Source organism: Corynebacterium kroppenstedtii (genome assembly GCF_016894245.1).
GTDB lineage: Bacteria > Actinomycetota > Actinomycetes > Mycobacteriales > Mycobacteriaceae > Corynebacterium.
On record NZ_CP069792.1, the window covers coordinates 1,442,419 to 1,456,651 of the forward strand.

Sequence of the window (14,233 nt, forward strand, 5' to 3'; positions counted from 1 at the left end):
AGGATTAAGAAGGGGGTTGACGTAACCAGCCAACGGTGATGTCAGATCACCGCGCTGTTACAGCCAGCGCGGACCGATAATGCCGCACACAGGGCAATGAGGGTCTCTGGCAATCGGCGACCGCACGACCTCCAACGTCCGAGGATTCATACTTATCGACGCGCCCACCGTCGGCGGGGTCGGGAGCGACGGAAGAGCGAGCCAGTCACTAAAGACCGACCACTGCGCCGAGATGATCCCGCGGGCGACAGTGACCATCTCGTACGTGAGCGTTAGCGTGCCAGCACTGCGGCCAGAAATCGCCTCGTTGACCAGATCAGGAGACGCCGTCGCCATATGCATACACAGCGGGCACCCGCTGGCATTGCCGACTAGATGTGCGGATGACCCGGTCATGGCAGGGCCAATCCTGAGCGCACCATCACGAATGGTCACGAATAAATACGGCTCATCGACGCTGGCCAGCAGACCGGGGGAAGGTACAGCCACCGCAACGATACTCGCCCGAGGGGTGGTGCGTTCCGAATCCCGTGGTTCATTCGGCTCAGGCAGGTCCGTGTCGGACGCCAGCGCCCCGCCGGTAGTCTCAACAACGTTGGGCGAAAGGGTGCGCTGACCGGGAAATATATCGGCAAGTACGTGCGACAATGGCTCTACAGCAATGATCCTGTGTGGGGGCGTGACGCTCGTTCTGCTTTGCCCGGGGCGGACATTTCCAGCAACTAGCAGGGGAGTGCGCAGGAGTTCGTCGATAAGGGTGAGTGCGAACGATGAAGACACCACCCGCTCGATTCTGCCGATAATTGCCGACGTCGGTTGCGGCGATGAACAAGCGAGGAGTGCCCGGGCGACGCGCTGGGCGGTGGGTCGGTCGGCCATGGGAATGACTACCGCCGTAGAGGTGTCTGCACCGACGCGAAGCCACCCGTCGGGTTGAACAAAAACGCGGGTCCCGGATGATAAGCAGATAGTGTGTGGCCACCGCACGGTGCCCCCTTGGTTTTGTGAACGATTCATTGATCTGGATTTCCCCGGCTGTGCTCTGCGGCACAGTGCTATGTGTAGTGTACCGGCACCCCCTTGGCCACACTGTAGAGTGAAACTATGCCCCCCAGAGTCAAGCGAGACGTCGCTACGGTCGTGGAGGACTTTGCGCCAGAGGTAGAAATACGTCTGTCGTCGCGGAGGAAGAAAACATTGTCCGCCCGCCGAGAGTCTGGTCGGATCGTCGTCATGGCACCGGCGAGAATGTCGGCCGCAGCGTTGCGTGATTCTGTTGAGTCCCTTGTTCGTAGGGTGGAAAAGAAATCGTCCGTCGCGGATAAGTCAGATGACGATCTCCACCGGCGGGCCCGTCGTCTGAATGCGAAATATTTGGAAAACCGTGCGGAATGGACGGATATTCGGTGGGTGACCAATATGGAGCGTCGGTGGGCTTCATGTTCCACGGATACGGGGAGAATTCGGATTAGTCATTACCTGAAGGACGTTCCCGATTACGTCCTTGACCAGGTTATTGTTCATGAGCTAGTGCATACCTTCATTCCGAACCACTCGGCAGAATTTTACGCGTGGGCGCACCGCATTGATTATTGGGAGCGCGCTGATGGGTACTTGGAGGCTTACCAGCGGTGGGGCCGCGGAGGTAGACAGTCCTCGTAGTAACGACGACGATCCGCGCCGAGTCCAAAGGATGGACTAGTTGAAAGGCGGCCTAAGCGGTGCGTCCGGTGTGGCGTCGAGCACTAAGCCCCGTCATGATCATTTGTGTGGCCAGAATGGCGCCGACCCCTTCACCGCACCGGAAACGAAGAGCAAGCAAAGGCTCCAACCCCAAGTGCGTAATGACAGTGCGATGAGCTTTTTCCCGGCTCACATGAGCCGCGACCAGATGCGATTGGACCGCGGGATTAATCTGCACCGCAGCCAACGCGGCCACAGAAATGGCGAGTCCATCGAGGACGACGACGTGGTTATTGTCCAACGCCCCCAAGCACAATCCCGTCGTGACCGCGAACTCAGGACCACCGAACTCAGCAAGAGCATCAATCGGGGAGGAAGGATGAACGCGCGATAAAGCTTGCCGGGCCACCTCACGTTTCCGCTCCATCATGGAAGTATCGGAGTGGGCGCCAATGCCGACGGCATCGTTCACATCAAGCCCGGTGAAATGCGCTGCCACAATGGAGGCAGGAGTGGTGTTCCCGATTCCAACCTCACCGACGGCAAACAGCGTGGGTTCAGTGAATTCGCCGGCTAGTTTCCGGCCATAGTCAACAAACGCGCGGGTATCCGCAGCGGATAGGGCCGGGGCTGTAGCGATATCCCCACGCGCATCGTGAGCGTGGACATAACGAATAGGATGGGCACAATCGTTGCGTCCTTCGCGACATTTACGGTTCCGCTGGTCACCGTGGCTTGAATCGCCCTCAATACCCGCGTCAATAAGAAGCGACGGGATTCCTGCCCCAGCTGCCGTCGTCACACCCAGGCTTTCTCCAACGGCTGACGCGTCCATAATTTCCCGCGTGACGGACGGCGAAAATGATGAGACACCATGCGCTGTCACGGGATGGTCAGCCCCGATAAGAATGTGCTGGGCGTTATGTATATCACCGACCGCGGCAACTTTGTCCATGGTCGTATCCAGGATGCCCAGCGAACCGGGAGGGGTGAGAAGCCGGTCGGAAGAATCGTGAGCTGCGACAACATGCGCCTGATCTGGCATATGGCCGTCATCGGGCGTCGCGATCGCATTTGCTGGTGACTCGGCTCCGTCGCGCCACCCATTCCGCATAATGAGGTTCTCAACGGGAAGTTTCTTGGACCACGCACGCCGCTCGAGCCCAGGCGACGGCGGGCGCTCGTCCGGCCACCCCATGCACATCCACCCCAGCGTTTCAACCCCCTCGGGCAGATGCAGCAGCTCGGCCAGGTCATCGGGGCGGAATAGTGTCACCCACCCCATACCGAGCCCATAGGCCCTCGCGGTCAACCACATGTTCTCGATGGCTGCCGCGCAACTCCACAGGTCGGTATCAACAAAAGTGTTGCGCCCCAAGACCCCGGACGCTGGGGTTCGCCGATCACAGGCGACCACAATTCCCAGCGGTGCCTCCTTAATCCCGTCGAGTTGCAGGTCAAGCAGCCGCTGTTTCCTATCGGGTGTCAGCAGCTCGGCTTGTTTTAGCTTTTCGACGTCGGCCAGCATGGCGGCTTTATCGCGAAGAGCGGGATCATCGACGATGATGAACCGCCATGGCTGGCTATGTCCGACGCTAGGTGCAGCATGGCCAGCGTCGATGACAGTTCGGACAAGGTGGTCAGGCACCGGTTCTGAGCGGTAGCGGCGTATATCGCGTCGTGCTCCAATAACGCGGTCCAACGCAGCGCGCACGTCCTCTGGCAACGCCCATCCGTCTGGTTTTTCAGCGCGCTCGGTGGCTGAGGTTGTATCGCCTATGACGGGGGTCGGGCGCTCCCATCGACGGTCGTTATTCATGTGCTGCTTGTCTTCCGCTGTGAATATCTAGTGTGAGTATGTCGTGCGAGTGTCTATTTGTCGTCGTCGCCGGACCCATCGGTGTTGTCTTCATCACCGCCACTCGAGCCCTTCCCGCGGGTAGAACCATCCTCGTCTGCATCATCGCCATCACTAGGTGTGTTACCGGACTGTTCATTGAGTTCACGCTCTAATTTTTCAATTTCGCTAATAGGGTTGAACTCGTCGTCGTCCGATTCTCCCAGAATGCCGTCGATGAATTCGGCCGGATGGGCGATATCGTCAGCCGTGGGAAGGAAATCGGGGTGGTCCCACACATGGTCACGTCGATCAATACCCACCGCAACAGTGAGCCGCCGCCACAGTTCTGCCGCTTCGTCGGCGTGGCTAGCAGAGAAGTCCAGTCCGGTGTTCCCCGCCATGTTTTCCAATCCGGGTTTCATCGCGCGCCGGGCTGACCAGGATTTTTGGATTGACTCCATGACCGGGATGCGGTCGAAGAGAGCGTCGGCAAGAACGTTGTCCACCCAGCCTTCAACGAGGGACAGCATGGTGTCTAACTGGATGCCCGCGTGCTCATTCGAGGCGACAATTTGGGGCGAGAGATCCATGTTTTGAATCTGCTGGAACATGTCTTGCATCCGCGATGGGTCCGAGAGTGCCTCGGGGTCAATGGACCGGGAGGCTTCTTCCATCGCGGACGTATCCAGCGACAGTCCACGTGAATACGTTTCGACGGCGAGAAGCAGACGCTCTTCGAGCCACGGAACGTAGGCGAATAGTCGCTGGTGGGCTAGTTCCCGTGCGCACAGGTAAATAAGCACCTCACGCTTGGGTTTGTTAAATTCCTCGGCAAGAGTGCTCAGCTGGCCAGTGAGCAGTGCGCTGCCATGCTTCTCATCTAAGGAGAACCCCCACTCGGAGACGCTCGTGACAGAGGTGGCAATATCCCCCAAGATGCGTCCCAGTTGCATCCCCATGTTCATGCCACCGACCTGGGCTAACATGCCGAGCAGCGAACCAGCCATCTGCTTCGCTTCTTCGGGGAGGGCATCCTTTTGTGCTTCATTAAGGCTTTCTGCCACAGGATTTATAAAGCGCTTCCAGGTGGGGAGCGTGCGGGACAGCCACTCCGACGGATCCCATACTTCAGGGATTTTTCCGTTGCTCGGCAGGATCGTCGCATTGCTGAGCCACAATTCAACCAGGCTCGTGGAATCTTCGACAGCCTTCTGATCAGACTGTCGGACAGGTGCCGGATTGGATTGCTTAATGGTCTGGCGGGCAATCTTATCGGCCATCGCAAAATTGATGGGGCCTTTGGCATCAGGGGAGTTCATCGAAGACCCCATCCCAGACAGCATCGTCCCGAACTGGCTAAGAATGTCACCTAAACCGCCCTGACCAGAGGATCCACTTACAGCGAAACCGCCGGGAAATGCGCTAAAACCGGGTATATCGCCACCCGAGCCACCACCCATATTGAAGAATGCCTCAAAGGGGTTACCGCTGCCACCAGGGGAGTTGCCGCCATCATTGCCTTCGTGGCGTTCATTGCCGCTATCCCCGCGACCACTGTTTCCGCTAGAAGGATTGCCCTGGCCGCTATCGCCGTTCTGGTTATTGTTGTTCTTGTCGCTGTGGTCGTTACCGTCGTTACCGTCGTTGTTGTCGTTATTGTTCGAAGAAAAACCGAAACCGTGGTTACTCATACCCTCTACGGTACCGGCTTTGGAAAGCATCTCTCCACATGCTAATAGCGAACGGCCGTCGTCGTTGCTGGTGCGGCATCCGGTACGCTTGATCGCTGTGAGTCTGCGCAACAAGACAATTATTCTCGGTGCAATTCCCGTGGTTGCGTCTGCTGTTGCACTGAGTTTGACGGAAATCCCCGGCACCTCGATTGATCTTTCTGTGCCCTATGCTGCAGAAGGTCCTGGTCCGACATTTAATACGCTGGGCACAACGGGCGGTAAGAGTGTCGTCGACATTTCGGGAACAAAAACCTATCCGACGTCCGGCCATTTGAATATGACCACGGTGTCTGTTCGTCATGGCATGTCGCTGCCACAGGCGATTACTCGGTGGGCAACAACGAACGACACACTGGTTCCGATTGAGCAGATTTTCCCCTCCAATCAGTCGCCGGAGGAAGTGAATAAGGAAAATCAGGCCGCGTTTGCGTCGTCGGAAAATAATGCGACGTCCGCAGCGATGAAGTACCTTCATCGACCGATGGCGGTCACGGTGATGTCCCAGCCCGAGGGGTCCGATCAGATCCATAAGGGGGACATCATTGAGGGGATCGATGGCAAGAAAATCGACCAGCCACAGGATCTGGTCAAGGTTGTACGTGACCATAAAGTGGGAGATCAGGTCACCCTTCAGGTTCAGCGTGACGGCAAATCCGAGGACGTCTCCGTTCCCGTGCGACAAGGGGAGTCTGATGACACTCCGATTTTGGGCATCACCATCAAACAAGAGCCTGCCGACGGGACGACGATCGACTACCACCTGGACGACATTGGTGGCCCATCAGCGGGGCTGATGTTTACTTTGGCGGTCGTCGACAAGCTGACCCCCGACAACCTTACCGATGGAAAATTCATCGCAGGGACGGGCACGATCGACGCGAACGGTGACGTTGGGCCGATCGGTGGAGTCTCCCACAAGATTGACGCTGCGAAGAAGGCGGGGGCGACGATGTTTATGACTCCGTCCGATAACTGTACGGAGGCGCTGTCGGGTGACCATGATGGCGTTGTGCTGGCGAAGGTCAATAACCTTTCCGACGCTGTTGCCGCGTTGAAAGAGGTCAAGGCGGGCAAGAAGCCGAAGAGCTGTTCGGAGTAACGGATCGCGGTGTTGGCAATCGGCGTGTCCTGTGGCAAGCAGTTGGCGATCGTTAGTGATCAGAGGAAAATGTACAACGCCCGCTCTCTCAGGATGTCGTGTGCCGCCATAATGCTGTGTGATCGTGGAGAGATGGGGGTTATCATGCGGAAAGAAGGCTTTCGTACTGGATGCTAAGTTTCTACAAATGCGTACGGTACATCCATGAAACGTCATGGCGTGGCCGAGTACATTTGTGGTCGAGCAGCAGTATTCAACCCCGGTGGCGAGTCGCGATGCGGGAGACATGTCGAGTGGCACAATTTTGGATGGTGCTGGAAGGACATGGTGGGAATAGAGTGGCATGTATCGTTTGCCAAACCCCCAATGAGTACGCTTATATCTTTATAGCTAAATTGGTCTAGTCAGATCTGAAGAGCTGTGGAGTCAGGGTTGCCCCGTGATTCACAGTTTCGTCTTATACGAAGGAGTTAACGTGCGAGAGCGTCAATCTGACGGAAGCCAGCCCATCAAAGGCGTGGGTAAATTTGCCGCGACGTCAGCTCGAACACACAGAAAATCTCATGCTGACGGCGAAAGTGCTCCAGCAGTGGTCGCCGAAGATATCGCGCTGTCAGCTGCCGAAGGCCGAGTATTTGGGCATCTTAATTTCACCGTGCCCGGTAGCGGGTTGACTATTCTTTCCGGCCGCGGAGGATCAGGCCGAACATCACTAGCGTTGAGTATTTCTGGGCGGATGAAGTTGGACGCTGGTACGTTGACCGTGCTTGGGGAGCGAAAGCCTAACAAAATTAATAAAATGGTGGCAATTGCCGGGGTCGATGAGATCGATGGCCTGGATGGCGATGTTCGTCTCCGAACGGTGTTGACTGAGCATAAGAGTTGGTCACACCCATGGATAGTGTGGACGAAGCCCGCTGATCAGGAATACTATGAATCGTTGTGCGGGGATGTCTTCGGCGACCGAGCCTTACCGTCATTAGACTCTTATGTCGCTGAATTGACCAGCCTGGACAACATATTGATCAGAATTTCTCTTGCGCTGGCTCCGGCAAATTCCGAAGAAATCGGACTATTGGTCATGGATGATCTCGAGCAAGTTCGAGAGTATGACTTGCGCCTTGTTCTCATTCATGTTCTCTCGAGATTAGCTCAACGAATGCCAGTGATCGTGAATACGGTCAATCCGATTCCAGATTCACTCATGCCAGATCACACGTTGATTGAACTCTTTAATACGGATAATAACAGCGTTGTTCCAATAGTTGAGGAGTTACCCCCGGGGGTTCTGCAAGACAGAAACACTGCCCGTTCCACTGATTCTGTATCCGTTAATCCATCCCCTGATACCCAGGACGATATAAATAATAACGAGACTGCCAGGTTTGATGCGGTAGCCGCTGGATCCGATGAGGAGACACTTTAATGATTTCTGGTTTGAATTTGGGCTCAGAGCTCCGCCGTTTTCGTCGTTCCAAATTGGGGCGTCTGGCAGTTGGTGCCATTATCTTTATTCCTCTTCTTTATTCCTGCCTTTATTTGTGGGCTTTTTGGAACCCTTTTGGGCACGTGGAGAAGCTTCCTGTTGCATTCGTTAACGACGATAAAGGTGCGAATGTTCAGGGAAAGGAGTTACGTGCAGGTGACCAGATTTCCGATAAGTTAAAAGACGATAAGCGCATTGACTTTGACTTTGTCAGTAATGATAAGGCCACGAAGGGGGTTGAAGACGGAGACTATTACTTTATGGTCCGTCTTACGCCGGACTTTTCTAAAGCAGTCGCATCCCCCAGTGGTACAAAAGCTGAGCAGGCCGTTATTCAAACTAACTACAACACGACTAACGGCTACCTGGCAACGCTGATCGGACAGAACACCATGCGTGAAATGGTGCCCGTGATTTCATCAACCCTCGGAGAACAGGTTGTAGGAAAAGTTTTGGTCAGTATGCAAGAAGCTGGTGCGGGGATTGGTCAGGCCGCTGACGCTGCTGACAAGTTGCAGGATGGATCTAATCAAGTTGGGGACAAACTGGGAGATCTTAAGGATGGAGCTGATCAACTAGATTCTGGTCTCGGCAACGCGCATGATGGCGCGAACCAATTAGCGTCAGGTGCAACAAAAGTGAATAGCGGGGCAAATGATCTTTCCCAAGGGGCATCGACGCTGCACGACAAGTTGGCTGAGGCTAGCACAGGAGTGAACACTCTTTCGGAAAAGATGGGTGAGGCCAAAGCAGGCTCAGATAAGATTCACGACGGAATTGGTCAGGTTGATCAAAAACTCGGTGAGGTTTCTGAGGGATCAGCTAAAGTTGCGGCGGGTGCAGACCAGATAAAGGCCCAGGTCCAGCAAAGTACTGCGCCGTTGGCAGGGATCGATGCAAAAATGGGGCAGCTCACTGGTGGCCTCGATCAGCTCGGTACCGTCGCAACGCAAGTCAACGGTGGCGTTCAGCAAATTAACGGTATCGCCCAGCAAGCGTCGAAGGCCCAAACTGGTCAGTCAGACAAAGTTAGGGCTATCGCTAGTCAGCTGCATAAATCGTCAGATCCTACAGCACAGAACGTTGCGAACCAGCTTGACGGGCTCGCGGTGCAAATTGACTCGCAGGGGTTAGGTAAGAATTCAGAAAACCTCGCCAAAGTTAACCAGCTTTCTCAGGGGACGTCTGCGCTGGCTTATCAGCTTAACGATCCTTCTGCTGAGTTCCGTGGTGGGATTAACCAGCTTGCTAATGGTGCAGGACCAATTCAGAGTAAAATTAATGAGCTCAACACGGGGCTTGACCAGTTAAGTGAAGGCGCTAACACTGTGGCATCAGGGTCAAGTCAGCTGCGTAAGGAGGGCACAACACCCCTTGTTAACGCTTCGGGTCAGTTAAGTTCCGGTTTGGGACAGTTGGATTCTGGTGCCCAGACTCTTAAGGCAGGAATGCCCCAGGCTGTTCAAGGATCTGCGAAACTAGCCGATGGGGGTAAGCAACTGGCTGCTGGCACGAATCGGCTTAAAGATGGTGCTACTCAATTGTCAAGCGGCACTACCCGGCTTCAACAGGGAGCGCATAAGCTTTCCGATGGTGCCGGCAAGTTACAGGATGGCTCAGGTAAGATTTCCACCGGCTTGGGTGAATTGAAGGACAAGTTGGGCGATGGGGCTAAGAAGGTTCCCTCATGGACGACACCTCAGCGTGAGGCGTCAGCGCGCGTCATGTCTGATCCTGCAAAGTTGTCAGCAAAGGATTTTTCAGGGGATCAAGTCTTCGGTTCCGGCCTAGCTCCGTTCTTCTTCTCATTAGCAATGTTCATCGGTGGCCTCATTACATTCTTATTGCTCCGGCCACTTCAGAACCGGGCCGTAGCATCGGGTGTTGCCCCCTTGCGCGCGGCGCTTGATGGCCTATGGCCGGCCAGCATCATCGCTATCCTTCAAGCGACGATGATTATTGTGGTCACGCTAACTCTAGTGGGAATGGATGTGGCACACCCGTGGGCACTATGGATCTTCTCAATCGGCGTTTCCATTGTGTTCGCTGCTATTAACCAAATGTTGAACGTCGCATTGGGGCCTGGGCCCGGTAAGGTTGCAGCGATGGCGTTGCTGATGTTGCAGATTCTTTCGTCAAACGGGCTCTACCCTGTTGAGACGGAGCCTAAACTTTTCCAGTGGCTACACCCAGTTAACCCCTGGACTTACTCAGTGAACGGGTTCCGCCAATTGATGTACGGCAACATTGATCAGCGTCTGCCTCAATCAATACTGGCGCTTATCATCATTGGTGCCATTTGTATTGGCATCACCGCGCTGTGTGCCTACCGTGACCGGAAGTGGACGGTGGAGCGGTTACACCCCGCGATCGATATTTAGTGTGCTGATGCCAGAGCGCCCCAGCTGTATAGCCGGGGCGCTCTTTTTAGGTTTGGTAGCTACTGCTTAGTTACTACTCGGTGTCATCAGTTGGGATGTAATACGGGCAACCAACAGGGGAGTAAGGCTCTAGTAGTCCGAGTCAGTCGTGAAGGAGGCGTTATCGACGGGCGTCTCGTCACTGTCTTCGACAGGCTCAAACGTCGAACGCAGGAGCTCAACAATCTCGGGAGCGATATCGGGACCTCCAAGGAGTTCGATGTTGTCTTGACCGAACGCGCCGGCTGCATCCAATTCTTCTTCGGTAGGCCGTAGCTGAAGCAAGGTAAGGTCGGGCCCGCCGTTAATCATCCCGCTAAATAGCCGAGCTTTGCGAGGACGTGAACCTGGCTCCGCGGCATTCGTGAACATAATTTCGTGGGCCAGGATCGCGCCAGCCACGGTTGGCGGCCAGGCGGTCCGGGCGACGTAATCGTGAAGCTCGTCTCCGGAGCCGATCTCCGGTAGGTCTTGGACAACGAGCGTTAAATTTTGTTCCTCCTCCTCATTAATGAGGTTTCCCGTTTCTCGGGCAATAATTGTCCCCGGAACTAAGCCAAACAATGTTGGGGGCTGATCCCACCCTTCGGCGTGAATAAAGTCAACAGCTTCACGCATCGCTCGTTCTAGGAGCTGCTGTGTGGTGGGTTGGTGCCGGGTGAAATGCGAAGTATGAGTTGAAGATCGCGTCGTATTGGGTGATGTAGCAGGCGTTGATGACGAGTCTGATGACGAGGAAAAAGGACTAAATTCGGACATATAGAAAGTATTCATGCCGTGCCGGTTGGCTTGCAAGAAACACTCTTGTCGGACTTAGGCGTACGTCGAGCTCCTAGGTTATCGACGCCGGCCCAGGTTCAAGTACAGTGAACAGCAATGACCCTCTGATTAGGAGAAGCGAAAAGGTGCCCAAGTCGGTTAAGCGAAAGGCTCCCCGCCGGTGGGCCGTTGTAGCGGTGGTACTGGCTATTGTCGTCATGCTGTTGCCTGTCGCAGTAGCTGTTTTTACTGATGTCGCATGGTTTAACTCCATGAACTTTGGCCGAGTGTACGTCACCGAACTCGTCACTCGGATCGTGCTGTTCGTCGTGGTTGGGCTGCTTGCCGGCGCGTCGATATGGGCAGCCGCGTGGGTAGCCATTAAGTATCGCCCTCTTGTTCCCGAAGACGCAGACCCCCACAGTCCGCTCGAGGCCTATCGGCAGGTTATTGTTCGATCCTCACGGGCTGTTCTGGTGGGTTTGCCGCTGGTCGTCGGGCTATTCGCCGGATTAGCTGCACAGTCCGAGTGGCGCATGATCTTGATGTTTATGCATCGTGAGAGCTTCGGCGAATCGGATCCGCAGTTCCACCACGACTACGGGTTCTATGCATTTAGCGTGCCGTTCTGGTCATGGCTGCTCTCGGTCCTGTTGACGCTGACGGTTGTGGCGTTCGTCGTTAACCTCGTCATGAACTGGCTGTTGGGGGGTATCCGGACGGGGGATCCCCGCGCCGGTAAGCGGGCGACGGTGATGAGCCAAGCTCGCGTGCAGATGGCGTCGATCGCCGGAATTTTCATGGTCGTGAAGGCCGTCGACTATTGGTTCGATCGCTATCGCTTGCTGTCTAAGGACCATTCGACATTCACGGGCGGCTCCTTCACTGACATCAATGCTGTGTTGCCCGCAAAGATTGTCTTGCTCGTCCTTTCTGTTGTAGTGGCCGCAGCGTTCTTCGCGGCAATTTTCCTCCGGGATCTCAGGATTCCCGCGATGGCAGCGGTGCTGATGGTCGCGTCGGCAGGAATTATTGGAGTCGCATGGCCCTTGGTGGTGGAGCAGTTCAATGTGTCCCCGAACCGTGCTGCTAAAGAACGCGACTACATTGAGCGGAATATTAAGTCGACGCGGTACAACTATGGCCTGACTGACGAGCACGTCACCTACGACCGCAATTGGGGTGCTGATGAGAAATCGAAGTCGGATCAAAACGAGTCGGTAGCGAATGATTCCGCGACCATTTCGAACATTCGGCTGCTGGACCCCGAAGCGATTTCGGCGACGTTTACTCAGCAGCAGCAGCTGAAGAATTTCTACGGGTTCCCCAGTGATCTGAGCATTGATCGTTATGAACACAACGGTGAGATGCAAGATTATGTGGTCGCTGCCCGTGAGCTTGATCCCAAATCGCTTTCCGGTAACCAGCAAGACTGGATAAACAAGCACACGGTGTACACGCACGGTAACGGTTTTATCGCTGCGCCGGCGAACAAAGTCGATGAGGTTGCCCGCGATGTCGGATCGTCCCGCGGCGGATACCCAATTTATACCGTGGCTGACTTGCAGTCGAAGGACCGTACTAAGTCGGATGACCCGGATACGTTGAAGATCAAGGTTGATCAGCCGCGTATTTATTATGGCCCCCGTGTGGCTGATACTGATCAGGATTACGCCATTGTCGGCGACGACGGGTCTGGAAAACCGCGTGAGTACGACACTGACGGGTCGAATTACACCTATGAAGGTAAAGGTGGCGTCGGCATCGGAAACATCGTGTCGCGTGCCATGTATTCCCTGAAGTATCAGTCGATGAATCTGTTGTTATCGGAAGCCGTGGGCAACGATTCGAAGATTGTATATGACCGTGACCCTCGCGATCGCGTGCATAAGGTAGCTCCGTGGTTGACGACGGATTCGCAAACTTACCCGGCTGTCATTGATGGTCGTATTAAGTGGATTGTCGACGGATATACGTCCGTGAATAACTTGCCTTATTCGGAGCACACTCAGATTTCGGGCGCGACGGAGGATTCTCTCAACCCTGATGGGACGGAGCAGAACACCGTCGGCAATAGTGTGAGTTACATCCGTAACTCTGTGAAGGCGACGGTGGATGCTTATGACGGGACAGTTGACCTCTATGCCTTTGATGAATCTGACCCGATTTTGAAGTCGTGGCGGCGCAGTTTCCCGGGGACGGTGAAGCCGAAGTCCGATATTTCTGATGAGTTGATGAAGCACCTCCGCTACCCGGAGGATCTGTTTAAGATTCAGCGTGAATTGTTAACGCGGTATCACGTGTCGGACCCGGGCGTGTTCTTCACGAACGACTCGTTCTGGTCGGTTCCCCTGGACCCGACTGCTTCTGAGCAGGGGCTGAGGGATAAGAACCAGCCGCCCTACTACGTCGTCGCGTCGGATCCGACGACCGGGGATCCCAGTTTCCAGCTGATTACCCCGTTGCGCGGGTTGAAGCGCGAGTTCCTCTCTGCTCACATGGCGGTGTCGTCGGACCCGAAGACCTACGGGAAGATCACCGTTCGTGTCTTGCCGACGGACACTCAGACGCAGGGGCCAAAGCAGGCTCAAGACACGATGATGTCGTCGGACCAGATTTCGCGTGAGCGCACCTTGCTTGAGGGGTCCAGTACGTTGATCAATGGCAACTTGCTGACCTTGCCTGTGGGCGACGGCGGGATCCTTTACGTTGAGCCGGTGTATTCGAAGCGTAAGGAGCAGGAATCTGCCTTCCCGAAGCTGTTGCGTGTGCTCGTGTTCTACAACGGGCAGGTTGGGTACGCGCCGACGATCGGTGAGGCGTTGAGCCAGGTCGGCATTGACCCGAAGGAAACGACGACGACGAAGGAAGTGGACGGATCCGATAAGGATAAGTCCGACCAGAATGATTCGGATTCCGATTCCGGATCCAACTCCGATGACACCTCTGGTGACAACAAGGATGACTCTGATAAGAACGACTCGAGTTCCACCGCGGTCAGCCCATCCAGCGATGATGTGAAGGAACTTGATGACGCTGTTCAGAAGGTCCGCGACGCGAAAAACAGTGGATCGTTTGAGGACTACGGTAAAGCCTTGGACGAGCTGCAAAAGGCCTTGGAGAAATACCAGAGCGACACTGGCTCCAGTGGGTCGACGCAGCTGACGGATACCGAGGGGCCGAAGCCATCGGGTAGTGGTTCATAGCCAGTGC

The 14,233-nt window shown here is 55.3% G+C and carries 9 protein-coding genes; 5 read left to right on the plus strand and 4 right to left on the minus strand.

The annotated features are described in order from the left end of the window. Nucleotides 1-57: 57 nt before the first annotated feature. Nucleotides 58-1,017: a hypothetical protein gene (locus I6J23_RS06305; RefSeq protein WP_204581355.1), complete on the minus strand. Its 960-nt coding sequence runs from the start codon at nt 1,015-1,017 to the stop codon at nt 58-60. Nucleotides 1,018-1,104: 87 nt separating this feature from the next. On the opposite strand from I6J23_RS06305, the gene I6J23_RS06310 reads away from it, so the two are divergent. Next, nucleotides 1,105-1,662: a M48 metallopeptidase family protein gene (locus tag I6J23_RS06310; protein WP_012732090.1), complete on the plus strand. Its 558-nt coding sequence runs from the start codon at nt 1,105-1,107 to the stop codon at nt 1,660-1,662. A 52-nt stretch (nt 1,663-1,714) separates the two neighbouring features. On the opposite strand, the gene bluB is transcribed toward I6J23_RS06310, so the two are convergent. Together bluB and I6J23_RS06320 are read right to left on the minus strand one after the other, a co-directional pair. After that, nucleotides 1,715-3,502 (minus strand): 5,6-dimethylbenzimidazole synthase, encoded by a 1,788-nt coding sequence (gene bluB / locus I6J23_RS06315; RefSeq protein WP_204581356.1) that lies wholly within the window; start codon nt 3,500-3,502, stop codon nt 1,715-1,717. Nucleotides 3,503-3,555: 53 nt separating this feature from the next. Next, nucleotides 3,556-5,214 (minus strand): zinc-dependent metalloprotease, encoded by a 1,659-nt coding sequence (locus tag I6J23_RS06320; protein WP_239454855.1) that lies wholly within the window; start codon nt 5,212-5,214, stop codon nt 3,556-3,558. 97 nt (nt 5,215-5,311) lie between these two features. Here I6J23_RS06320 and I6J23_RS06325 point away from each other — a divergent pair, with 97 nt between their 5' ends. The 3 genes from I6J23_RS06325 (at nt 5,312) to I6J23_RS06335 (ending at nt 10,222) form a co-directional block, all read left to right on the plus strand. Then, on the plus strand, nt 5,312-6,355 hold the full coding sequence (locus tag I6J23_RS06325; protein WP_204582960.1) for a YlbL family protein: 1,044 nt from the start codon (nt 5,312-5,314) through the stop codon (nt 6,353-6,355). A gap of 475 nt (nt 6,356-6,830) precedes the next feature. Then, nucleotides 6,831-7,781, plus strand: coding sequence for an ABC transporter ATP-binding protein (locus tag I6J23_RS06330; RefSeq protein WP_204581357.1), 951 nt, complete (start codon nt 6,831-6,833; stop codon nt 7,779-7,781). Next, the gene (locus I6J23_RS06335; RefSeq protein WP_012732084.1) at nt 7,781-10,222 is read left to right on the plus strand and encodes a YhgE/Pip domain-containing protein; all 2,442 of its coding nucleotides are present in this window, start codon (nt 7,781-7,783) and stop codon (nt 10,220-10,222) included. Before I6J23_RS06330 ends, I6J23_RS06335 begins: the two co-directional genes overlap by 1 nt. A gap of 129 nt (nt 10,223-10,351) precedes the next feature. On the opposite strand, the gene I6J23_RS06340 is transcribed toward I6J23_RS06335, so the two are convergent. Next, complete coding sequence (locus I6J23_RS06340; protein WP_046202634.1) at nt 10,352-10,879, minus strand: PPA1309 family protein; 528 nt, start codon at nt 10,877-10,879, stop codon at nt 10,352-10,354. 287 nt (nt 10,880-11,166) lie between these two features. Between I6J23_RS06340 and I6J23_RS06345 the strand changes: the two genes are divergently transcribed. Beyond that, nucleotides 11,167-14,226, plus strand: coding sequence for a UPF0182 family protein (locus I6J23_RS06345; protein ID WP_204581358.1), 3,060 nt, complete (start codon nt 11,167-11,169; stop codon nt 14,224-14,226). The last annotated feature ends 7 nt before the right edge of the window (nt 14,227-14,233 follow it).